At 71.5% G+C, this 19774-nt stretch carries 23 protein-coding genes and 1 tRNA gene; 5 read left to right on the top strand and 19 right to left on the bottom strand.

Annotated elements, in window-relative coordinates; translation table 11 throughout:
* Window positions 1–137 precede the first annotated feature (137 nt).
* The 14 genes from BJ969_RS01585 to BJ969_RS01520 all read right to left on the bottom strand — a co-directional run bounded on the left by BJ969_RS01585 (window position 138) and on the right by BJ969_RS01520 (window position 12137).
* Window positions 138–626, bottom strand: a complete 489-nt coding sequence (locus tag BJ969_RS01585) for a 3-hydroxyacyl-ACP dehydratase (protein ID WP_184476617.1) — start codon at window positions 624–626, stop codon at window positions 138–140.
* Window positions 623–979, bottom strand: a complete 357-nt coding sequence (locus tag BJ969_RS01580) for an ApeI family dehydratase (RefSeq protein ID WP_184476615.1) — start codon at window positions 977–979, stop codon at window positions 623–625. The genes BJ969_RS01585 and BJ969_RS01580 overlap by 4 nt, the downstream gene beginning before the upstream one ends.
* Window positions 976–2100 (bottom strand): beta-ketoacyl synthase N-terminal-like domain-containing protein, encoded by a 1125-nt coding sequence (locus BJ969_RS01575; protein WP_184476612.1) that lies wholly within the window; start codon window positions 2098–2100, stop codon window positions 976–978. Before BJ969_RS01575 ends, BJ969_RS01580 begins: the two co-directional genes overlap by 4 nt.
* On the bottom strand, window positions 2097–3074 hold the full coding sequence (locus BJ969_RS01570) for an acyl-CoA thioesterase family protein (RefSeq protein ID WP_343071171.1): 978 nt from the start codon (window positions 3072–3074) through the stop codon (window positions 2097–2099). Before BJ969_RS01570 ends, BJ969_RS01575 begins: the two co-directional genes overlap by 4 nt.
* Window positions 3071–3871 (bottom strand): alpha/beta fold hydrolase, encoded by an 801-nt coding sequence (locus tag BJ969_RS01565; RefSeq protein ID WP_184476610.1) that lies wholly within the window; start codon window positions 3869–3871, stop codon window positions 3071–3073. Before BJ969_RS01565 ends, BJ969_RS01570 begins: the two co-directional genes overlap by 4 nt.
* Window positions 3864–5108, bottom strand: a complete 1245-nt coding sequence (locus BJ969_RS01560) for a beta-ketoacyl synthase N-terminal-like domain-containing protein (protein ID WP_184476608.1) — start codon at window positions 5106–5108, stop codon at window positions 3864–3866. The genes BJ969_RS01565 and BJ969_RS01560 overlap by 8 nt, the downstream gene beginning before the upstream one ends.
* A gap of 27 nt (window positions 5109–5135) precedes the next feature.
* Window positions 5136–5399, bottom strand: a complete 264-nt coding sequence (locus BJ969_RS01555; protein ID WP_184476606.1) for an acyl carrier protein — start codon at window positions 5397–5399, stop codon at window positions 5136–5138.
* A gap of 142 nt (window positions 5400–5541) precedes the next feature.
* Complete coding sequence (locus BJ969_RS01550; RefSeq protein WP_184476604.1) at window positions 5542–6342, bottom strand: BTAD domain-containing putative transcriptional regulator; 801 nt, start codon at window positions 6340–6342, stop codon at window positions 5542–5544.
* Between the two features lie 65 nt (window positions 6343–6407).
* Window positions 6408–7169 (bottom strand): AfsR/SARP family transcriptional regulator, encoded by a 762-nt coding sequence (locus BJ969_RS01545; RefSeq protein WP_184476602.1) that lies wholly within the window; start codon window positions 7167–7169, stop codon window positions 6408–6410.
* 945 nt (window positions 7170–8114) lie between these two features.
* Window positions 8115–8187: transfer RNA gene (locus BJ969_RS01540), tRNA-Ala, on the bottom strand.
* 76 nt (window positions 8188–8263) lie between these two features.
* A complete protein-coding gene (gene sepX, locus BJ969_RS01535) occupies window positions 8264–9037 on the bottom strand; it encodes a divisome protein SepX/GlpR (protein ID WP_184476600.1) in 774 nt (257 codons plus the stop codon).
* 263 nt (window positions 9038–9300) lie between these two features.
* On the bottom strand, window positions 9301–9963 hold the full coding sequence (locus BJ969_RS01530; protein ID WP_184484622.1) for a GNAT family N-acetyltransferase: 663 nt from the start codon (window positions 9961–9963) through the stop codon (window positions 9301–9303).
* 8 nt (window positions 9964–9971) lie between these two features.
* Complete coding sequence (gene glp / locus BJ969_RS01525) at window positions 9972–11195, bottom strand: molybdotransferase-like divisome protein Glp (protein WP_184476598.1); 1224 nt, start codon at window positions 11193–11195, stop codon at window positions 9972–9974.
* A 42-nt stretch (window positions 11196–11237) separates the two neighbouring features.
* Complete coding sequence (locus BJ969_RS01520; protein WP_184476597.1) at window positions 11238–12137, bottom strand: UTP--glucose-1-phosphate uridylyltransferase; 900 nt, start codon at window positions 12135–12137, stop codon at window positions 11238–11240.
* 37 nt (window positions 12138–12174) lie between these two features.
* On the opposite strand from BJ969_RS01520, the gene BJ969_RS01515 reads away from it, so the two are divergent.
* The 4 genes from BJ969_RS01515 (at window position 12175) to mscL (ending at window position 14742) form a co-directional block, all read left to right on the top strand.
* On the top strand, window positions 12175–12792 hold the full coding sequence (locus tag BJ969_RS01515) for a 5-formyltetrahydrofolate cyclo-ligase (RefSeq protein WP_425503511.1): 618 nt from the start codon (window positions 12175–12177) through the stop codon (window positions 12790–12792).
* Window positions 12793–12891: 99 nt separating this feature from the next.
* Complete coding sequence (locus BJ969_RS01510) at window positions 12892–13239, top strand: FmdB family zinc ribbon protein (protein ID WP_184476593.1); 348 nt, start codon at window positions 12892–12894, stop codon at window positions 13237–13239.
* Between the two features lie 198 nt (window positions 13240–13437).
* A complete protein-coding gene (locus BJ969_RS01505) occupies window positions 13438–14160 on the top strand; it encodes a CpaB family protein (protein WP_184476591.1) in 723 nt (240 codons plus the stop codon).
* Window positions 14161–14250: 90 nt separating this feature from the next.
* Window positions 14251–14742, top strand: coding sequence for a large conductance mechanosensitive channel protein MscL (gene mscL, locus BJ969_RS01500; RefSeq protein WP_184484620.1), 492 nt, complete (start codon window positions 14251–14253; stop codon window positions 14740–14742).
* 17 nt (window positions 14743–14759) lie between these two features.
* Here mscL and BJ969_RS01495 read toward each other — a convergent pair whose 3' ends face one another.
* Window positions 14760–14948 carry a hypothetical protein gene (locus BJ969_RS01495; protein WP_184476589.1) on the bottom strand — a complete coding sequence of 63 codons (189 nt, stop codon included), beginning with the start codon at window positions 14946–14948 and terminating at the stop codon, window positions 14760–14762.
* Window positions 14949–15136: 188 nt separating this feature from the next.
* On the opposite strand from BJ969_RS01495, the gene BJ969_RS01490 reads away from it, so the two are divergent.
* Window positions 15137–15499, top strand: a complete 363-nt coding sequence (locus BJ969_RS01490) for an antitoxin (protein WP_184476587.1) — start codon at window positions 15137–15139, stop codon at window positions 15497–15499.
* A gap of 62 nt (window positions 15500–15561) precedes the next feature.
* Here the strand turns inward: BJ969_RS01490 and BJ969_RS01485 are convergent, their stop codons facing one another.
* From BJ969_RS01485 to BJ969_RS01470, 4 genes are all read right to left on the bottom strand, one after another.
* Window positions 15562–16062, bottom strand: a complete 501-nt coding sequence (locus BJ969_RS01485; protein WP_184476585.1) for a MogA/MoaB family molybdenum cofactor biosynthesis protein — start codon at window positions 16060–16062, stop codon at window positions 15562–15564.
* Window positions 16063–16253: 191 nt separating this feature from the next.
* Window positions 16254–17690, bottom strand: a complete 1437-nt coding sequence (locus BJ969_RS01480; RefSeq protein WP_246456652.1) for a S1C family serine protease — start codon at window positions 17688–17690, stop codon at window positions 16254–16256.
* Window positions 17691–17850: 160 nt separating this feature from the next.
* Window positions 17851–18927: a galactose-1-phosphate uridylyltransferase gene (gene galT / locus BJ969_RS01475; protein WP_184476583.1), complete on the bottom strand. Its 1077-nt coding sequence runs from the start codon at window positions 18925–18927 to the stop codon at window positions 17851–17853.
* Window positions 18924–19769, bottom strand: coding sequence for a DeoR family transcriptional regulator (locus BJ969_RS01470; protein WP_184476581.1), 846 nt, complete (start codon window positions 19767–19769; stop codon window positions 18924–18926). The genes galT and BJ969_RS01470 overlap by 4 nt, the downstream gene beginning before the upstream one ends.
* Window positions 19770–19774 lie beyond the last annotated feature (5 nt).

The following is a 19774-nucleotide window of genomic DNA, read 5'->3' as shown; positions in this document are numbered from 1 at the left end:
TGGTGACGTGGGCTATGTGCTTCGCACATGCAGGCACGGCCTTCGGCCGCCAGGCAGCCGTGGCTCCGCCCGGCCAGTGCACGACGGCTCCGCCGCTGACAGGGCGCAGCGAGGGAACGCTGCTTCCCCGGAATCGTTCATCGAGCGCCTGTTCCGCCCGGACGCAGGAAGTCCGCATCGCGTCGTGCCACGGTGAGCTGGCCGACGCGGACGGCGATTCGGCCGTCGACCGCGCACTCGCCGCGGAAGATCGCCGCGTCGGGAAGTTCCCGCACCGCGATCACCACGTGCTCCACCACGTCACCCGGGTACACCGGTTCCACCAGTTCGACGCCGCGCAAGCCGGTCAGCAGCTCCACCTGCCCGGTGAGCACGTCCGCGTTCGGCCGTTCCCAACTCGCCAGCAGCACCGCGGACTGGGCCCAGGACTCCAGCAACCGGCTCAGCGGGTAGGCGTACTCCTCCTCCGGCGCGTCGTCCGGCAGGCCCGCGTAGCAGTGCTCGGTCCCGCTGATCGCCTTCCGGGTGCGGATCCGCGCCCCCGGCTCGACCGACACGACCCGATCCACCAGGAGGATCGGATGCCGGTGCGGGATCGTCGCGCGGATCCGCGCCTGCCCGGTCACGCGGCCACCGCCGGCACCCGCAGCCCGCAGCGCAGCTGCGCGACCCTCCCCTGCCCGGAACCGATCGCGACGCTGCAGCCGCCGTCCGCGCCGAACTCCACGTCGACCGCGAGCTCGTCGCCCGGCCGGACCTCGTGGAAGAAGCGCACCCGCTCCACGCCCTCCAGCCGCGCGCACTCCCGGCCGGGGCACCTGCGCACGACGGCCTGCACCACGTCCAGCAACGCCAAACCGGGCAGCAGCGGGAAACCCGGGTAGTGCCCGGTGAACACCGGCTCCGCCGGATCCACCCGCACCGTCCCGGACACGGCGTGCTCGGACCAGGTCACCGCCCGCACCTCGACGCGGATCACGAGCCGTCCCCGCCGAGCGCCAGCAGCACGGACCCCGCGGTGCCGTCCCGCTCGATCCCGGTGATCAACGCCAGGTCGCCCGGCTCGGTTCCGCGCGCCTGCGCCCAGGCCAGCACGGCGGCCAGCTGCATCGCCCCGGCCGCGGCCGAGGTGTCCCCGATGAGCGCTCGCGGCCGCATCCGCTCGGCGTCCGGCACCAGCTCGTCGAGCACCGCGCGCTCCCGCTCGCCCCACTCGCCCGAGTCGTCCAGCGGAGCCACCACCCGCACCGCACCGGCCGACGCACCGGTCTCGGCGAAGTTCGCCGACACGCACTCGGCCAGCGCCCGGTCCGCCCGGCCCGGCTCGCCGAACGCCCGGAACCGGCTGCCGAGCACTCGCGCCAACGGCGCCCGGCCCGCTGCGGCGGCGTCCGCGGCGGGCTCCAGCAGGAAGGCCGCACCGCCCTCCCCCAGCGCCCAGCCGTCCTCGGCCCGGCCGTCCACTGCCCGCCACTCCAGCCAGGAGCGCTGCGGCGTGTGCTCCTCGGAGGCGCCGAACACCACCCGGTCGCAGTGCCCGCCGCGCACCAGCCGCACGCCGTTGCGCAGCGCCAGCGACCCGGTCAGCGCGCCACCGGCGATCGTCGTGTTCGGGCCCTTGATGGAGTGCCAGATCGCGCTCTGCCCGGCGGCCCGGTTCATCACGGTGTTCGGGAACTTCGCCGGGTCCACGTGGAACGGTTTCGCGCCGGTCAGCGAATCCCTGGTGAAGTCCATGATGCTCTGCGCGCTGCCCGACCCGGTCCCCCAGGTCAGCGCCAGCCGGTCGGACTCCGCGGTGAGCTCCGGGCCGCACTCCTCCAGCAGCGCCCCGACCGTCTTCACCGAGATCGCGGTGACCCGGTCCATCGAACGGGTTCCCTTGCGCCCCAGCTGTTCCGCGGCGACGAAGTCCGGGATCACCCCGCCCCGGCGGAACGGCCCCGCCGACTCGTCCAGCTCCGCGACGCAGCCGCGACCACCGGCGATGCCCGCCGCGAACGCCGCGCGCCCGACGCCGAACGGGGACACCGCCGACCAGGCCGAGAGCACCAGCTCACCGCCCCCGGCGCGGTGGTCGTCCGCGGCGATCGCGATCATCGCCCGCGCCCCGCCGCCGAGCCGCTGCCGCCGCCCAGGGCCGCGAGCATCTGGTCGTCGAAGTCCACCAGCGACCAGTCCCGGCGGTTGTCGATCACCGCGTAGCCGTGCGTGATCCGCCCGGTCGCGGTCGGCACCAGCACGCCGTCCCGCAGCACGTAGCAGTCCATCCGCGCGGTGTAGGTGAGGCGCTTGAACACCCGCTCCACGGTGAAGATCGTGTAGAGCTCCTCCTCCATCCGCGCCTCCCCGAGCAGTTCGATCCGGGAGTGCGGCACGACCGGAATCCAGTCCTGCTCGTCCAGCAACTTCTTGATGGACACCCCGCGGTCCGCGAGGAACAGGTCGACGACCTCCTCCATCTGCCGCAGGTAGCCGGACATCTGCACCCGCTCGGTGAAGTGGCAGTAGAAGTACGGCATCCGCCACGCCCAGCCGAAGGCGTTCGCGCCCTCGGTGAGCAGCTCGATCGGGTCCCGGTCGCCGACCTCGACGGCCTCGGCGGGACGCCCCAGCTCGGCGACGACGTGCTCGGCGAGCTCCGCGGGAACCGGCTCCACCGGCAGGCCGCGGTCGTCGGCGCGGAACGAGACGGTCACCTTCGCGGTCACCGCCTTGACCTGCTCCGCCCGCCGCACCGTCAGCTCCACCTCGAAGGACATCCCCGAACCGGGCCCGGCGACCGGGCGGACCTCGGCGACGGCCAGGTCGTCGATGTGGAACGCGGTGAGGATCTTGGTGTCGATCGTGGAGATGTCGGTGCACAGCCCGTACCGCTCGTAGAGCGCGCCCGCCGGGAACCCGCGCTGGCGCAGGTGGTCCAGCACGGCCTCCTCGACCATGAAGTTGACGTGCTTGAAACCGATCCAGGTGCAGATGTTCGAGCCCTCGTAGCGGGGGCGCAGCTCGGTCCGGGTGGCTTCCGGTGCGGTGCCGCGCTCGATGGTCACGACGGCATTGCTGTTGGCGTTCACATCAACTCCATGCTCGGTTCGGGTTCGCGCCGCCGGCGTTCGCTCGGCAGCGTGGTCAGGAAGTCCGCGACGGCGCGGGAGAACCCGTCGGCGTCCTGCGCCATCGGGAAGTGGCCGCAGTCGGCGAGCCGCGCGAGCCGCCCGTCCGGCAGCGCCGCGGCGAGCGCCCGCCCGTCCTCCGGGCGCGCCGCGACGTCCTGCTCGCCCACCACCACCAGCCGCGCGGCGGTGGTCGTGGACAGGTCCACCAGCGGACTCCGCAGGTAGACGTCGAAGAAGCGCATCCAGCCGTAAGGCCCGACCCAGTCGCGCAACCGGTGCGCCATCCAGGTCCGGTAGTTCGCCGGGAACCGCGCGGCCTCGCCGAGGGTCATCGCTTCCAGGAACGTGCGGTGGAACTCGTTGAGGTAGTAGCTGATCGAGGACCAGTCGAACTCGTCGGCGCGGGACCGGTAGAACGGGCTCACCAGCACCGCGGGCAGTTCCCGGAACCACCCGCGGGAACCGGCCTCGGTGACCAGGTTCGCCGCGAAGGAGTGCGCGACGACCAGGTCGAAGTGCCGCCCGTCCAGCACCGCCGCGAGCAGCTCCACCGGATCGCCCCGGTGCGCCCAGGTGGGGTCGGACATGCCCGCCCAGGGCAGCTCGACGTCCCACCACTCCCAGCCCCCGGGCGCGCGGTCCAGGAACGGCCGCCACACGTCCGCCCGGCCCGCCAGCCCGTGCAGCAGGATCGCCCGCGGCGCGCCCGGCTCCGCCGCGGGACGGCGCAGCCGCGGCGCACCCCCGTCACGCATCGGCGGTGACCTTCCGGTCGTGCCTGCCCAGCAGCAGCACCGCGTTGTTGCCCGCGAAGGCCAGCGCGTTGTTCTGCACCACCGACAGCCGCGCGGGCCGCGCCTCGTTCGGCACGCAGTCCACGCCGCAGTCCGGGTCGGTCTCCCGGTGGTTGATCGTCGGCGGGATGAAGCCCTCGGTGAGCGCCAGCGCGCACGCCGCCGACGCCAGCGCGCTCGCCGCGCCCATGGTGTGCCCGATCATCGACTTGATCGACACCGTCGGCGGCGGCGTGCCGAACACCTGGCGGATCGCGCCCGCCTCGGTGACGTCGTTGGCCTTCGTCCCGGTGCCGTGCGCGGAGATGAAGTCCACCTCGTCCGGCGTCACACCGGCGTTGCGGTGCGCCAGCTCCACGCACCGCGCGATGCTGCCCTGGTCCGGGGCGACCGGATGGTGCGCGTCGCAGTTGAGGCCGTAGCCCAGCACCTCGGCGTAGATCCGCGCGCCGCGCGCCTGCGCCGACTCCAGGCTCTCCATCAGCAAGATCCCCGCGCCCTCACCCGTGAGGATCCCCTTGCGGTCCAGGTCGAACGGCTGGCACACCTCGGGCGCGATGGTGCCGAGCCGGTAGAAGCCCGTGAAGGTCTTGCGGCACACCGCGTCCGCCCCGCCGCACAACGCCACTTCCACGTCGCCCTCGCGGATCGCGTCGAAGCCGTAGCCGATCGCGTAGTTGCCCGCCGCGCAGGCGGTGGGGATGGTGACGGCTTCGACATCGGTCAGCTCCAGCTCGCGGACGATGCTGGTGGACAACCGCCCGGCGGTGGCCCGCCGCGCCCGCACCGGGTCCCACTGCTGCGGCCCGTCCGCGAGCTGGTCGGCGACCAGGCCGTCGAGGTCTCGGGACTCGGCGTCGGTGGTGCCGACCGAGACCAGCGCCCGCTGCCGCCGCAGCACGTCCAGCGGCATCCCCGCGTCCTCGGCGGCCATCCGCGCGGCGGCCACCGAGAACTGGCTGGCCCGTCCCAGCTCCTCCGGATCGACCCGGTGCATGTACTGCTCCGGAGCGAACTCGGTGATCTCACAACTGTTCGCGTGCGCGAACCCGGTGGTGTCGAAGCTGACGAGCGGGGTCACCCCGCTGCGCCCGGACCGCAGTCCGTCGCGGAACTCCTCGACGCCCACCCCCAGGCAGGTCACCACGCCCAGACCGGTGATCACGACCCGGCGGTGGGTCTGCTGCTGCTCGCTCACTGCTCGCCCCGTTCCCCGGTGGACGGCTCAGTTGGCCGGCGCTTCGTTGACGACCGCCACCACGTTGTCCAGGTTGACCATGCGGGTGAGCTCGGACTGCTCGATCGTGACGTCGAAGGTGCTCTCCAGCGCCGAGAGGATCTCGATGGCGCCCATCGAATCGGCCCCGTGATCGTCCTTGAACAGGCTGGTGTCGGTCATGTCCGCGGGCTCGATCTCAAGAATGTCGCAGACGATTTCCTTGATTTTCCCGCGACCGGCCTCGTCGACCCGCGCATTCGTGGTGGTCATGCCAACTCCCATTCTCGTGGAATAGCGAAATGCAAACCGGAGAACTCGGGGGACGCGAAATCGCGCCAGCGACGTGGGGCGCCCCCAGCGCACCCGGACCGTTCTACCGAGTCCCACACTGCGACTCGGGGATATGGGATTTCTATATTCGCAGCGTGGCGGCACCGACCCGGGCCGATTCCCGCGGCGGTTCCAGCGAGACCGGGTCGGCCGCGTCGGCCGTCAGCACCGCGTGGTGCGCCCGGCGCAACCGCACCCCCGGGTCCACGCCCAACTCCGCGGCCAGCAGCCGCCGCCCCTCGTCGTAGAGGGCCAGCGCCTCGGCCTGCCGGTCGCAGCGGTGCAGCGCGATCATCAGCTGCGCGCGGAACCGCTCGCGCAGCGGGTGCAGGCGCACCAGCCCGAACAGCTCCGCGGTGAGCCGCGCGTGCCCGCCCAGCACCAGTTCGCCCTCCACGAGGCCTTCGAGCGCGACCAGCCGCAGCTCCTGCAACCGGCCGTCCTCCTCCGCGGCCAGCGACTCCGCGACGTCGACCAGCGCCGGGCCGCGCCACAGGTTCAGCGCGCGCCGCAGGTGCCGCACCGCCTCCTCGCAGCGGGCCGCCCCCAGCGCGTCCTGCCCCAGCCGCACGTGCTGCTCGAACTCCGCGAGGTCGAGCCTGCCGTCCCCGATGTCCAGCACGTATCCGGGCGAGCGGCGCCCGATGGTCACCTCGCGCCCCAGCAGCTTCCGCAGCCGGGACACGTAGGTGTAGATCTGCGCGGTGCTGGTCGCGGGCGGGCGGGTACCCCACAGGAACTCGCTGAGCCGCGCGTCCGAGAGCAGGTTCGGCCCGGACAGCAGCAGCGCGGCCAGCACCGTCCGCTGCTTCGTCCCGTCCAGCACGACCCGCTCGCCGTCGTCCCGCAGCACCTCCACGGGGCCCAGAATCCGGTACTCCACGTGTCACCCCATTCACGAATCGTCCGATGCCTGCGTGCGCGCCTGGTCCTCCCGGGACCTGGCGCTCAGCCGAGCACCTGATCTTGAATCAAGATCGATTCATAGAGCTTGCGCAGTTCGCGGCCGGGTTCCAGCCCCAAGTCGCGCACCAGTCGCTGCCGGGTCCGGTGAAAGACGTTGACCGCCTCGGTCTGCCTGCCGTTGCGGTAGAGCGCGACCATCAGCTGCCCGCTGAACCGCTCCCGCTCCGGGTACTCGGCGGTGAGCCTGCGCAGCTCGGAGACCACGGCGCGCTCCTGGCCGATGGCCAGCTTGGCGGTGATCAGGTCTTCCTGGGCGGTGAGCCTGCGTTCGTCGAGCCGCACCGCCTCCAGCCGGCAGCGCAGCGTGTCGGTGTCGAGCAGCGCGGGCCCGCGCCACAACCGCAGCGCGCGCTCCAGCAGCACGACGGCCTGCTCCGGGTGCGAGTCGACGAGCTCGCCGCCCCGCTCGGCCAGCGCCACGAACCGCTCGGCGTCGACGGTCTGCGGGTCCACGTCCAGGCGGTAGCCGCCCTGGACGGTGCGCACCAACTCGTCGCCGGCCCGCCCGGTGCGCCGCTCCAGGAACTTGCGCAGCCGCACGATGTTGGCCTGCAGCGCGTTGCGCGCATTGCCGATGGGTTTGTCCAACCAGAGTTCATCCACGAATTGTTCGGAAGCAATTGACTTCGCCGGTGACAACGCGAGCACGGCCAACACCGTGCGAACTTTCCCCGACGGAACGCCGAAGAGCGAGTCGTCACTTCCCGAACTCAATGCCACCGAACCGAGCAAACGGATCTCCATGCACCTATCCCCCAGCGCATGCACGCGAATCCCTCGGCACTCCCCAGATTTCAAGCGGCCGGGAACCCCGTGCAGACAACAGTTCACAGTACAGATAGCCGATCCGGATACTGCCGGAGCCGCCCGAATTCCTGGAAATACCTCATGCCCCGCACCACCCCCCCGGCGGAGATATATCCGCAGGTAGCCGTCCGCGCGGCCACCGAACGTTGGCGACTTCTTGACATCCGGTCCGGACACCCAAGAGCCCCAGACCAGCCCACACCCCGAACGACGGCCCACAAGAACCACGCCCCACCTGGGCGCCCGACCATGAACAACGCCCCCGAAGCGCCCCACCAACAAAAAGGACCGACGCTCCGAAGAACGCCGACCCATCCACAAAAGCGGAGAGCGGGAGAGCGCTCACCAACCCCCCGCACCGCTGGTCCGTGACCAGACCAGGAACGCTCCCCACGCAAGAAGCCGATGCCACCCGGCCACCGCACCGTGGGGGCCTACGGGGGCTCGGCCCCCGTACAAGCAAAAAGGAGCCCGGAAGACGCAACAGCGTCGACCGGACTCCTCCGAGTGGAGACTGCGGGACCTGACTCGAACCCGGAACCGCTGGTCAACAACCAGGCCGGGAACCCTCCCCACCGGCAGAAGCCACCGAAGCCGACCACCGCACCGTAGGGGGCTCGGGGGAGTCGCTCCCCCCGAAATCAAGACGGCGAGGTAAAGCAAAACGCCCCGCGCAAGCAGCGCGTTCCCACTCTCGGAGTGGAGACTGCGGGACCTGACTCGAACCCGGAACCGCTGGTCGACGACCAGACCGGGAACGCTCCCCACGCAAGAAGCCGATGCCACCCGGCCACCGCACCGTGGGGGTCTACGGGGGCTCGGCCCCCGTACAAGCAAAAAGGAGCCCGGAAGACGCAACAGCGTCGACCAGACTCCTCCGAGTGGAGCTGAGGGGAATCGAACCCCTGACCTTCTCGATGCGAACGAGACGCGCTACCAACTGCGCTACAGCCCCTTGCCTTAGTGCTGTTGTAGCTTAGCAGGGCCCCAACAGCACCTCGCACACCCCCCTCCGTTGGGGGGTGCGGGACCTATTCGCCCACCGCACGGCGGTAGGGCTGCCAGGTCCGCTCGTCGAGTTCGTCGAACATCGGATCCTCGTCGTCGATCTCGACGACGACGGCGCCGGTGTTGCGCGGCGCCGGACCGCGCGGCTCGTCCCACTCGTCCTGCTCGTCGTACTCGTCGAGCGCGGGTTCGCCGTATTCCAAGTCGTCGTCGTCCTCGTCCTCACGGGCCGCGGACATCCGCGCGAGCCGGCGCTCCCGGATCTCCTGCTCGATGCGCACCTGGCGGCGCAGGTAGGTCAGGTAGCCGACGATGGCGAGGTCGACGAGGACGTGCAGCGTCCACATCGGAGTCCAGGCGAGCGCCGCGATCAGCGCGGTGGTGATCGCGGTGACCACCATCGCGATGGTGATCCGCTGCCTGCGCGCGTACTTGGTCCGAGCGGCGAGGGCGGCGGCCTCGGGGTCGAACCCGCCGCGACCGGGCCGGTACCGGCGCCCGGCGCGGACGTCGTCGCTGTGGACCCGGCGAGCCTGACCGTCGTCCGCGTCGTCGAAGTCCTCGAGCTCGTCGGGGTCGATGTCCTCGTGCCGGTCGGTGTCGGCCATGCCGTACGCCTCCTGCGCCCTATCCGTTCCCACGCCGGTCGCGGACCGGTCACTGCCCCTGCGCACCACTCGCGCCGCCAGCGCCGAATCCGTCGTCTTGGACACTTCCTGCCGGCGACGGGCGAACATCGGAACAAGCACGACCAACCATGCCGCCGCAAGCGCCGCGAAGATCAAAGAACTGGGCACGCCTCGCCACCTCCCCCTGGCTGCCTGCCGCACACTGCTGCGACCGCCACGCTAGCCACTTCTGTCACATCTGTCTCTGAGCCACGCCGACCGGATTTCGTTCCGTCCCGGAGGCAGAAAACCGCACGTCCGAAACGCGGGACGGGAAGCGACGTCCCGGCGTGTCGGCATCCGCACGCCTGGGAGCAGGGGAAATGCACTCGGTCGAGCGACGGGCCGCCGCGGCTCGGTGATGAAGGTCTCGGTGCCCCGGAGGCCCGAGATCAGGCGTATCGGGCCCGTCCGCTGCGCACCAGCGCCGCCGTCGCGCCCGACGGGTGGTCCTCGGCGGTGAGGCCGAAGACGTAGTGGTCGCGCCACGCCCCTTCGACGTCGAGGTAGCGCTCGAAGAGGCCCTCGCGGCGGAACCCGGCCTTCTCCAGCACGCGCAGGCTCGGCGCGTTCTCCGGGCGCACCGTGGCTTCCAGCCGGTGCAGGCCTGCCGGGCCGAAGCAGTGGTCCACGGCCAGGGCGACGGCGGCCGTGGCGACCCCGCCGCGGGACCGCCCTTCGGCGACCCAGTAGCCGACCCAGGCCGAGCGCAGCGCACCGCGCACGATGTTGCCGACGGTCAGCTGCCCCGCGAACCGGCCGTCGACCGTGATCGCGAACGGCAGCGCCTGGCCCCGGCGCGCCTGGCCCCGCAGCGCGCTCCACTGCGCGGGCCAGGCCAGCAGCGCGTTGCGGTCCCGCCAGTCCCCGATCGTCGTCGGTTCCCAGCGCTGCAGGTACGTCCGGTCGTGCAGCCGCAACCCGCTCCACGCCGACGCGTCCAGCAACCGGGGCGGACGCAGTTCGACGGCGCCCGCGGGCACCAGCAGCGGTCCCGGGCGGGCGGGCCAGCCCGGGTGGCGGGAGGGGAAGAGCGCTTCGGCGTCCTCGGACATGGCTCGGGTCACGCGCGCTGGGACAGGAACCGGACCCGGACGTCCTCTCCGGTCCCGACTTCGGTGACGTCCTCGTCGATCAGGATCAGGCAATTCGCCTCCGCCAGCGACGCGAGCAGGTGCGATCCGGAAGTGCCCAGCGGCTGCACCAGGTAGGCGTCGGTCTCCGGGTCGCGCAGCAGCTGCCCGCGGAGGAACCCGCGGCGCCCGGGAGCCGAGGTCACCGGGGACAGCAGGTTCGCCGAGACGGTGCGGCGGTGCGGGTTGCCGCGCCCCAGCGCGGAGCGGATCAACGGCCGCACCAGGACTTCGAAGACGACCAGCGAGCTCACGGCGTTGCCGGGCAGCAGGAACGTCGGCACCTCGTCCGGGCCGAGCCTGCCGAAGGCCTGCATGGAACCGGGCTGCATCGCGACCCGCGTGTCGTCGAGCTCCCCGAGGTCGCCCAGCGCCGCGCCGACCTCGCTGCCGAGCGCGCCGCCGACGCCACCGGCGATCACCACGATCTCCGAGAGCAGCAACCGTCCCTCGACGACTTCGCGCAGCCGCTTCGGGTCGGTGCTGACGATGCCGACGCGGGTGACCTCGGCGCCGGCATCGCGAGCCGCGGCGGCCAGCGCGTAGGAGTTGACGTCGTAGACCTGCCCCTGGCCGGGCGTCCGGTCCACGTCGACCAGCTCGTCGCCCAGCGAGAGCACCGACACGCGCGGTCGCGGATGCACCAGCACCTTGTCCCTGCCGACGGCCGCGAGCAGCCCGACCTGCGCGGAGCCGATCGCGGAGCCGCGGCGGACCGCGAGGTCACCGGTCTGCACGTCCTCCCCCGCCCGGCGCACGAACGCCGCGGAGGGCACGCCTTGGCGGACGGTGACCTTCGACGGGTGCTCGTCGGTGTAGTCCAGCGGCACGACCGCGTCGGCCAGCGTCGGCAGCGGCGCACCGGCCGTGACCCGCACCGCCTGGCCGGGTTGCAGCCGCCGGGGCTGCCGGGAGCCGGAGGTGATCTCGCCGACCACCGGCAGCACCGACGTCTCGTCCGATTCGGCGCGCACGTCGACGCTGCGCACCGCGTAGCCGTCCACCGCCGCCTGGTCGAAACCGGGAAGTGCCTGCCCCGCCACGATCTCCTCGGCGCACAGCAGTCCCTGCGCTTCGGAGATCGCCACCCGCACCGGCGCGGGCCGCACCGCGGCGGTGAGAACACGCGCGAGTTGCTCGTCCACTGACCTCATGGCACTCGACCTCTTCCGGGTGGAGCCGAGGCCGCCTGGGCGTCAGCTCCTGTTCAGCCTTGCACCGAGCCAGTTCCGCAGATCCGGCCCGTACTCGGGATCGTCCAGCGCGAAGTCCACCGCAGCTTTGAGGAAACCGCCAGGATTTCCCAAGTCGTGTCGCGCCCCTCGGTGCACCACGACGTGCACCGGATGCCCCTCCGAGATCAGCAACGCTACGGCATCGGTGAGTTGTAGCTCACCTCCGGCACCGGGTTCGATGCGCTTGAGCGCGTCGAACACCGCCCGATCGAGCAGGTAGCGCCCGGCGGCGGCGAAGCTGGAGGGCGCGTCCTCGGGAGCCGGTTTCTCCACCATGCCGCGGACCTGCTTGACGTCGTCCTCGTCGGTGTCGGCGACGTCGAAGACGCCGTACGAGGAGACCTGCTCGCGGGGCACGTCGAAGGCGCAGAGCACGCTGCCGCCGTGGCGGGCGCGGGTCTCGGCCATCTTGGACAGCACTCCGTTGGGCAGCACGAGGTCGTCGGGCAGCAGCACCGCGACGGCGTCGTCGGCGGCGTCCAGGTTGTCCTCCGCGCAGCTGACGGCGTGGCCGAGGCCGAGGGCCTCGTGCTGCAGGGCCGTCTCCGCCTTGATCAGCTCGGGGGCGCGGCGGACCTTGTCGAGCAGGGCGTCCTTGCCGCGGTCGCGCAGCGTCCGCTCCAGTTCGGGGGCGGGCTGGAAGAAGTCGGTGACGGCCTTCTTATCCGGGGAGGTCACGATCACGAGGCGCTCGGCGCCCGCTTCGGCGGCTTCGGTCGCCACCAGTTGGATCCCCGGAGTGTCGACGACGGGCAGCAATTCCTTGGGCACGGCCTTGGTGGTCGGCAGGAACCGGGTGCCCAGGCCCGCTGCGGGCACGATGGCGGTGCGGAACGCGGGGTTGCTGGCAGCGGTGTTCATGGCTCGGGAGCCTATCGGGCGCACCTATGGTGGAGCTGTGACCTCGCTGGGAGAACTACGGGAATCCAAGTCCGAATGGCGGCGCACCCTGGAGGAACGCAGACGGAGCATCGGCGAAACCACACGATCAGCGGAAGCGGATGCGCTTCGTTCGGTGGTGCTGCGCTGGGCCGAGCAGCGCACGCCCCGGGTGGTGGCCGCGTACGTGCCGGTGCGGGGCGAGCCGGGCTCCGCGGCGATGCTCGACGCGCTGCGCGGCAGCGGGTGCCGGGTGCTGCTGCCGGTCGTCGTCGGTGCCGCACCGCTGGACTGGGCCGAGTACACCGGCGCGGACTCGTTGGACCCTGCCCGGTACGGCCTGCTGGAGCCGAACGGGCCGCGGCTGGGGCCGTCCGAGATCGGGGCCGCCGAGGCGATCCTGGTGCCGGCGCTGGCGGTGGACCACCGCGGTGTCCGGCTGGGCCGGGGCGCCGGGCACTACGACCGGTCGTTGCCGCTGGCGGACCCGGCGGCTCGGCTGATCGGGGTGGTGCGCGATGCGGAGTTCGTGGCGGCCTTGCCCGGCGAGGAGCACGACGTGCGGATGCACGCGGTGATGACGCCTGGTCATGGCGTCGTCGCGATCGGCGCCGGGGACGCCGGGCACGCGGTGTGACCTAAGAGTGTTTGCGCTGGGCACCTCGTTTGACGCATCATCGTGCTGGCACTCTGTTCATTCGAGTGCCAACACGATGACGCCCGGAGGTTGACGGCCGTGCCCACCTACCAGTACGCCTGCACTGAATGCGATCACCGTTTCGAGACGGTGCAGTCCTTCAGTGAGGACTCGTTGACCGAGTGCCCGCAGTGCACCGGTCGGCTCCGGAAGCTGTTCAACGCGGTGGGCATCGTGTTCAAGGGCAGCGGCTTCTACCGCACCGACAACCGGTCGAACTCGAATTCGGGTTCGGGCTCGTCGTCGACGTCCTCGTCGTCCGGCGAGTCGACGAGCTCCGGTTCGTCGAGCTCGTCCGGGGACTCCTCGTCCTCGTCGAGCTCCTCTTCCGGCTCGTCGTCGAGCTCGTCGTCGAGTTCGTCCTCGACCACCGCGGCGGCCTCCTGAGCCGTTCCACCTGGATCCACGAGATCGCCGACCGCACTCGCGGTCGGCGATTTTTCTGCATTAGTGGCAAATTTCAGGCTTCGGATTCGAAGTTGTCCACAGGCGGCCGATCCATCCACAGATTCCGAACTTGACCCTGTCCGCCGCTCGCGACCTCCCCTAACGTCGATCACAGCTGGTCGACGACGAGGAGGAGCCATGGGCGGGCGGCACGAAACCAGGCGCGGCGGATCCGAGAACGCACTGCCGGAGGAATCCGCGCGGACGACCGATTCATTCGATTCCACCGATTCGCCGCGCGCGGAACGCGCTGAATTCGCATGGCGCGAGAGACCACCGGATCCTCCGAATTCCGCGCAGCGGATTCAGTCCCCGCGAGCCCGCGCCCGAGCCGGGCGCGGCAAGGACAGCTCGCTCGCGCCGAACCTGCGGGAGCGGATCGGCGCGCTGGTGCCCGGCCCACCGCCACCGCGGGGGACCCGCGCGCTGCTCGCGCGCCGCATCGCCGCGGCCGCGCTGTTCGTGCTGGCCGGAGTGCTCGCCGTGCTGCCCACCGGCCGGTCCGGCGAGCCGGGGGCCGACGTCCGGCTCACCGGCGCCGAACCGGTCACGACCGAGCCCGCGGACACCGGGCCCGCGGGCGCACCACCGGAGCCCGGACAGGTCGCGGTGCCCGTCCGGCTCGCCGATCCCGGCGTGGCGGACCTGCTGCATCCCGGCGTTCGAGTGGACCTGGTCACAAATCCGGAGGGCTCCGCCGGCGGCTCGGTGTTGGCCGAGCGAGCGCCGGTGCTCGCCGTGCGCACCACTGGCAGCCGCCCGGACCAGGGACGACTCGTGCTGCTCGGGATACCGGAGCAGCGGGCGCCAGCAGTGGCCGGAGCGTCATTGATCCATTCGGTGACCGTTACCCTCCGCTGAGCAGCCGCAGGGATGCCTCCGGATCGGCTTCCGCGGTTCCACCCGCTCGGGACGGTCTCGGGCACTTCCAGACGAATGAAGGAGTATGCCGTGCTCAAGGGCTTCAAGGACTTCTTGATGCGAGGCAACGTGATCGACCTCGCGGTCGCGGTCGTCGTCGGCAGCGCGTTCACCGCCCTGGTCACCGCGGTCACGACCAGCGTCATCAAGCCCGTGATCGCCGCGACCGGCGGGTCGAACGTGACCGGGCTGTCGTTCCAGATCCGCGCGGGCAACGACGCCTCGATCATCGACTTCGCCGTGGTGATCAACTCGATCATCACGTTCCTGATCACCGCCGCGGTGGTGTACTTCCTGTTCGTCATGCCGATGCAGAAGATCCAGGAGCGCCGCAAGAAGGGCAAGGAAGAAGGCCAGTCGGAGCCGACCGACGTGGAGCTGCTGCTGGAGATCCGCGACCTGCTGCGCCGCGAGCAGGGCCTGCCCATGGTGAAGGGCCTGTCCGAGGTCGACGACAGCACGGCCACCGCCAGCACCTCGGTGACCGCGAAGTCCGCGAACGGCGACGCCAGCAAGAACTGAGCCACCGTCCGGGCGGGTCAGCCGCCGTGGTGCGGCGGCCGGTTCTCCCGGTACCAGCGGTCGGTCTCCCGCTGATCACCCTCTCGCCGGTCCGGCCCCTCGGATCGTTCGTCGGAGGTGGTCTGCGGGAGCACCTCGCCGAAGATCTCGGCCAGGCGGCGCCTGCGCTGCCGTTCGGTTTCCGTCACCCCGCCATCGTCCCCCATCTCGGGGAAGAGCGGACGACGGACGCCACGGCTCGCTTCCTCCGTCAAGATCGTGGTGCCACCATGGATGCCGCACCCGGGGATTTCCCGGTGGCGGCCGGGGCGCGCGGACGCCCGCGGCTTCGGGCCGCGTGCGGCACCGCGGCGTTCCGGCCGCCGACAGCGGCAAAGCCACCTGGAGGCAGCGGATGAGCTTCATGGACAAGGCGAAGGACCTGGCCAACCAGGCCAAGGACAAGGCGGGCGAACTCGCCGACAAAGCGGGTCCGAACGCCACGAAGGGGCTGGACGCCGCCAAGTCGAAGCTGGACAAGGCCACCGGCGGCAAGTACCACGACCAGATCGAGAACGTGAGCAGCAAGGTCGAAGGCGTGCTCAAGCGCGACGAGGGGACCTCCGGCGGTACCGCGGACGGCTCCGGCGGCACCGCGCAGCAGGGCCCCGGCCCTGGCTCCGGTGGCACGGGCCAGTCCGGGACTGCTCAGCCCGGTGAGACGCCGCGCAAGCCGGACACCGACGGCCCCGGCGGCACCGGGACGCCCTCGGCCTGACACCGGACACGACGGTGGCGGCACCCGTGCCGGGCGCCGCCACCGTTCTCCCGATGCCGAGATCAGGCCTGTTCGAGCCCCGAAAGCTGCTCGATCACGTGCGTGACCAGCGGCGACAACGTCGCCATCCCATCGCGGACCGCGGCCCGCGAACCGGCCAGGTTGACCACCAGCGTGCTGCCGGACACCCCCGCGAGCCCGCGCGAGACCCCGGCGTCGACCGCTCCCGCGGCCAGCCCGGACGCCCGCAACGCCTCGGCGATGCCGGGCACCGGCATGTCCAGCACGCCGGACGTGGCGTCCGGTGTGACGTCCCGAGGCGAAACGCCCGTGCCGCCGACCGTGATGACCACGTCCACGCCGCCGATCACCGCGGTGTTCAGCGCGTTGCGGATGTCCACCGTCTCCCCGGCCACCGCGACGGTTCCGTCCACGATGAATCCGGCTTCCTCCAGCAGTTCGGTCACCAGCGGACCGATGCTGTCCTCCTGCTCGCCCTGCGCGGCCCGGTCGTCCACCACGACCACCAGGGCGCGTCCCAGCCGCTGCGCGCTGCGTTCCATGCCGTTCACCGTAGTGGCAAGCAGCTCCGGGGGGAGATCCAGTGACCCGCCGGGCTCGACCAGCCGAGCTCGGTCCTGGTGGGGCCGGTGCGGAATGACATGACCGTTCCGTTCGGACATCTGTCGCGTTCTCCTTGTCACCGCGGCCCGACGGGCCGTGCGGATGGCCGCCGGTGCGGCCGGGTGGTCGATCAGCCCTTCTGGCCGGCGAGCACGACGTCGACCGTCCGCTCCGGGCCACCGTTCGCGCCGGTCAAGGTCACCTGGACCTTCTGCCCCGGCTGGTGCGAACGCACGGTCGCCACGAGCGCGTCGGCGTCTTCGATGAACCGGCCGTCGAACTTGGTGATCCGCTCGCCGTTCTGCATCCCCGCCGCCTGCGCCGGACCGTTCGGCACGACGTCGGCGATGACCGCGCCGCCCTCCCGAGCGCTCGTGATGCGCACGCCCAGCGTGGTCTGGGTGGCGGAGCCGGTGTCCTTGAGCTCCTTCGCGGTGCGCTGCGCCTGGTCGATCGGGATCGCGAAGCCGAGGCCGACCGAGCCGCCCTGCTCCTGCCCGGTACCGGGGCTGTAGATGGCCGAGTTGATGCCGACGACCCGTCCGTCCATGTCGACCAGCGGGCCGCCCGAGTTGCCGGGGTTGATCGCGGCGTCGGTCTGCAGCGCGTTGAGCACGCTCGACTGGTCACCGCTCTGGCCGCCGGCCCGCACCGGCCGGTCCTTCGCGCTGACGATGCCGCTGGTGACCGTGCCGGACAGCCCGAACGGCGAACCGATCGCCACGACGGGCGAGCCGACCGGCAGATCGTCCGACCGTCCCAGCTCCGCGGGCGTCAGCCCGGTGATGTCGGCCTTGACCACGGCCAGGTCCGACTTGGGGTCGGATCCGACGACCCGGACCGAGGCGGACCGGTTGTCGTGGAACAGCGCCGTCAAGTTGCCCTGACCGGCGCCTTCGGCGACGTGGGCGTTGGTGAGGATGTAGCCGTCCTGGCTGAGCACGATCCCGGAACCCTCGCCGGATCCCTGCGCGCTCTGCACCTGCAGCTGCACCACGCTCGGCAGCACCTTCTGCGCCACGCCCTGCACCGACCCTTCCGGGGCGACGCTGGCGCTGCGCGCGGGCGGCTGCTGTTCGAGGCTCGTGGCCTGCGATTCGGAGCCGGAGGAACCGAGCCGGTAGCCGACGAAGCCGCCGACGCCACCGCCGATGAGACCGACGGCCAGCGCCCCGACCAGCGCCGTGGCGACCAGGCCGGTGCGCTTGCCCGCGCGGTTCTCCTGCACCGGCACCGCGCCCATCGGCTGCTGGTACCAGCCGTGCTGCTGCGGGGCGCCCATGTGCGGGTACTGCCCGCCGGGGGCGCCGCCGATTCCTTGCTGCTCGTACCCGTAGGGGCCGGGTTGCTGCTGCGTCGCGGCGTGGCCACCGGGTTGCTGGACCGGTTGCCCGTACGCCGGATCACCGTACGGGTGGGCCTGCTGGGCGGTGGCGGATCCGTCGAACGCCCCGGCAGGCGGCGTGTCGCCGGTCGCCTGCGGAAGGTGCGCCGTTCCGCTGCTGTCTGCCTGCTGCCGCGGGTCCTCGGACGGTTCGCCCGAGCCGCGCTGGGGCTCGTCGTTCATGTTCCCCACTTTGGGGCATTCAGCTGAGAACCGCCTGAGACCCGCCTGTGGAGTGGCCGACGAAATATCGACAACTCCCCCGCGACACGTCCCCCGGACGGGAGCTCGGCTTCGGCCGCCGTTCACCGCGCGTAGCGCGCGCTCCCGGCGGCCCGGTGGTTCACACCGCGCGGAGCCGGTCGGCCACCTGCTCCGGCGTGACGTCGTTGATCCACACGCCCATGCCGGATTCCGATCCGGCGAGGTACTTCAGCTTGTCCGCGGAGCGCAGCACCGAGAACAGCTCCAGGTGCAACCAGGACAGGTCCCGGCCGGTCCGGACCGGGGCCTGGTGCCAGGCCGCGATGTAGGGCAGCGGCCGGTCGTAGAGGCCGTCGAGGCGCCGCAGCACTTCCAGGTAGGTGGTGGCGAAGTCGTCGCGTTCCGCGTCGGTGAGGGCGACGAGATCGGGCACCTGGCGGTGCGGCACGACGTGCACTTCGACGGGCCAGCGGGCGGCGGCGGGCACGTACGCGGTCCAGTGCTCGGAGTCCACGATCACGCGGCGGCCGGAGGCGCGTTCGGCCGCGAGCACGTCGCCGAGCACCGGCCTGCCGTGCTGCGCCCGGTAGTCCTCGGCGGTCCGCAGCATCCGCTCCGTCTTGGGCGTGACGAACGGGTACCCGTAGATCTGCCCGTGCGGGTGGTGCAGCGTCACGCCGATCTCTTCGCCCCGGTTCTCGAAGCAGAAGACCTGCTCCACACCGGGTGTCGCGCCGAGTTCGGCGGTGCGGTCGGCCCACGCCTCCACGACGGTCCGCACCTGGGCGGGGGTGAGCTGGCCGAACGAGGTGTTGTGGTCGGAGGTGAAGCACACGACCTCGCAGCGCCCGCGCGCCCGCCCGGTCGGCACCATCGGCATTCCGTCCACTGCGGACGGATCGGGTTCGGCGGCGGCGAAGGACGGGAACTGGTTCTCGAACACCGCGACCTCGTAATCGGCCTCGGGGATCTCGGTGAGCCTGCCCGGCGTGCTCGGGCACAGCGGGCACTGGTCGGCCGGGGGCTTGTAGGTGCGGGTCTGGCGGTGCGCGGCCATCGCGACCCACTCGCCGGTCAGCGGATCCCGCCGCATCTCGGAGACCGGTGGCCGCGACGGGAGGTCGCGCCCGTCGACGGCGTCGCGCGCGCTCGCCGGATCGGTGTCGTAGTAGAGGATCTGCCTGCCGTCGGCCAGTTCCCGGACGGTGCGCTTCACCGCGCGGCCTCCTGATCGCTGCCGGCCTGTTCGGGGCCGGGCTTGTCTGCTGCGGATTCCGCGGTGAGCACCGATTCGGCGATCACGAGCTCGTGCACCTGCTCGGCGAGCAGTTGCCTGGCGTCGGCGGGCAGGCCGTCGTCGCTGATCAGGACGTCGACTTCGGCGAAGTCGACGATGGTGGAGATGCCGACCGTGGACCACTTCGCGTGGTCGGCGACCACCACGAGCCTGCTGGCCGCTTCGGCCAGTGCGCGGTTCGTTTCGCTCTCGTTGAGGTTCGGCGTGGTGAACCCGGCGCGCGGCGCCATGCCGTGCACGCCGAGGAACACCAGGTCCAGGTGCAGGGCGCGCAGCGATTGCACCGCGACCGGACCGACCAGGGCGTCCGACGGGGTGCGGACGCCGCCGGTGAGCACCACGGTCCGGTCGGTGCGACCGCGCTGCTGGAGCACGTCGGCGACGCGGACGGAGTTCGTCACGACCGTCAGGTCGGGGATGTCGTCGAGGTGCCGGGCGAGGGTCCAGGTGGTGGTGCCCGCGGACAGGCCGATGGCGGTGCCGGGTCGCACGAGGCTCGCCGCGGCGCGGGCGATGGCTTCCTTCTCGGCGAGCTGGCGCACGGACTTCGCTTCGAAGCCGGGCTCGTCGGTGCTGCGACCGAGGGTGGTGGTGGCGCCGCCGTAGACCTTCTCGACGAGCCCTTGGCGAGCGAGCGCGTCGAGGTCGCGCCTGATGGTCATGTCGGACACGCCCAAGCGCAGCACGAGCTCGCTGACCTGGACGGCGCCGGTGCGCCGCACCTCGTCGAGGATCACTTCCTGGCGTTGGCGTGCGAGCACTCCAC

Origin of the sequence: Saccharopolyspora gloriosae (assembly GCF_014203325.1) — a bacterium.
Classification (GTDB): domain Bacteria; phylum Actinomycetota; class Actinomycetes; order Mycobacteriales; family Pseudonocardiaceae; genus Saccharopolyspora_C; species Saccharopolyspora_C gloriosae.
This window is presented reverse-complemented; position numbering and strand designations above follow the sequence as displayed.

Bases quoted from the DNA above. Each gene is read 5' to 3' on its own strand.
- BJ969_RS01575 (WP_184476612.1), bottom strand. From the start codon at position 2,100: ATGATCGCGATCGCCGCGGACGACCACCGCGCCGGGGGCGGTGAGCTG.
- BJ969_RS01565 (WP_184476610.1), bottom strand. From the start codon at position 3,871: ATGCGTGACGGGGGTGCGCCGCGGCTGCGCCGTCCCGCGGCGGAGCCG.
- BJ969_RS01555 (WP_184476606.1), bottom strand. From the start codon at position 5,399: ATGACCACCACGAATGCGCGGGTCGACGAGGCCGGTCGCGGGAAAATC.
- BJ969_RS01545 (WP_184476602.1), bottom strand. From the start codon at position 7,169: ATGGAGATCCGTTTGCTCGGTTCGGTGGCATTGAGTTCGGGAAGTGAC.
- BJ969_RS01530 (WP_184484622.1), bottom strand. From the start codon at position 9,963: ATGTCCGAGGACGCCGAAGCGCTCTTCCCCTCCCGCCACCCGGGCTGG.
- glp (WP_184476598.1), bottom strand. From the start codon at position 11,195: ATGAGGTCAGTGGACGAGCAACTCGCGCGTGTTCTCACCGCCGCGGTG.
- BJ969_RS01520 (WP_184476597.1), bottom strand. From the start codon at position 12,137: ATGAACACCGCTGCCAGCAACCCCGCGTTCCGCACCGCCATCGTGCCC.
- BJ969_RS01505 (WP_184476591.1), top strand. From the start codon at position 13,438: ATGGGCGGGCGGCACGAAACCAGGCGCGGCGGATCCGAGAACGCACTG.
- BJ969_RS01495 (WP_184476589.1), bottom strand. From the start codon at position 14,948: ATGGGGGACGATGGCGGGGTGACGGAAACCGAACGGCAGCGCAGGCGC.
- BJ969_RS01490 (WP_184476587.1), top strand. From the start codon at position 15,137: ATGAGCTTCATGGACAAGGCGAAGGACCTGGCCAACCAGGCCAAGGAC.
- BJ969_RS01485 (WP_184476585.1), bottom strand. From the start codon at position 16,062: ATGGAACGCAGCGCGCAGCGGCTGGGACGCGCCCTGGTGGTCGTGGTG.
- BJ969_RS01480 (WP_246456652.1), bottom strand. From the start codon at position 17,690: ATGAACGACGAGCCCCAGCGCGGCTCGGGCGAACCGTCCGAGGACCCG.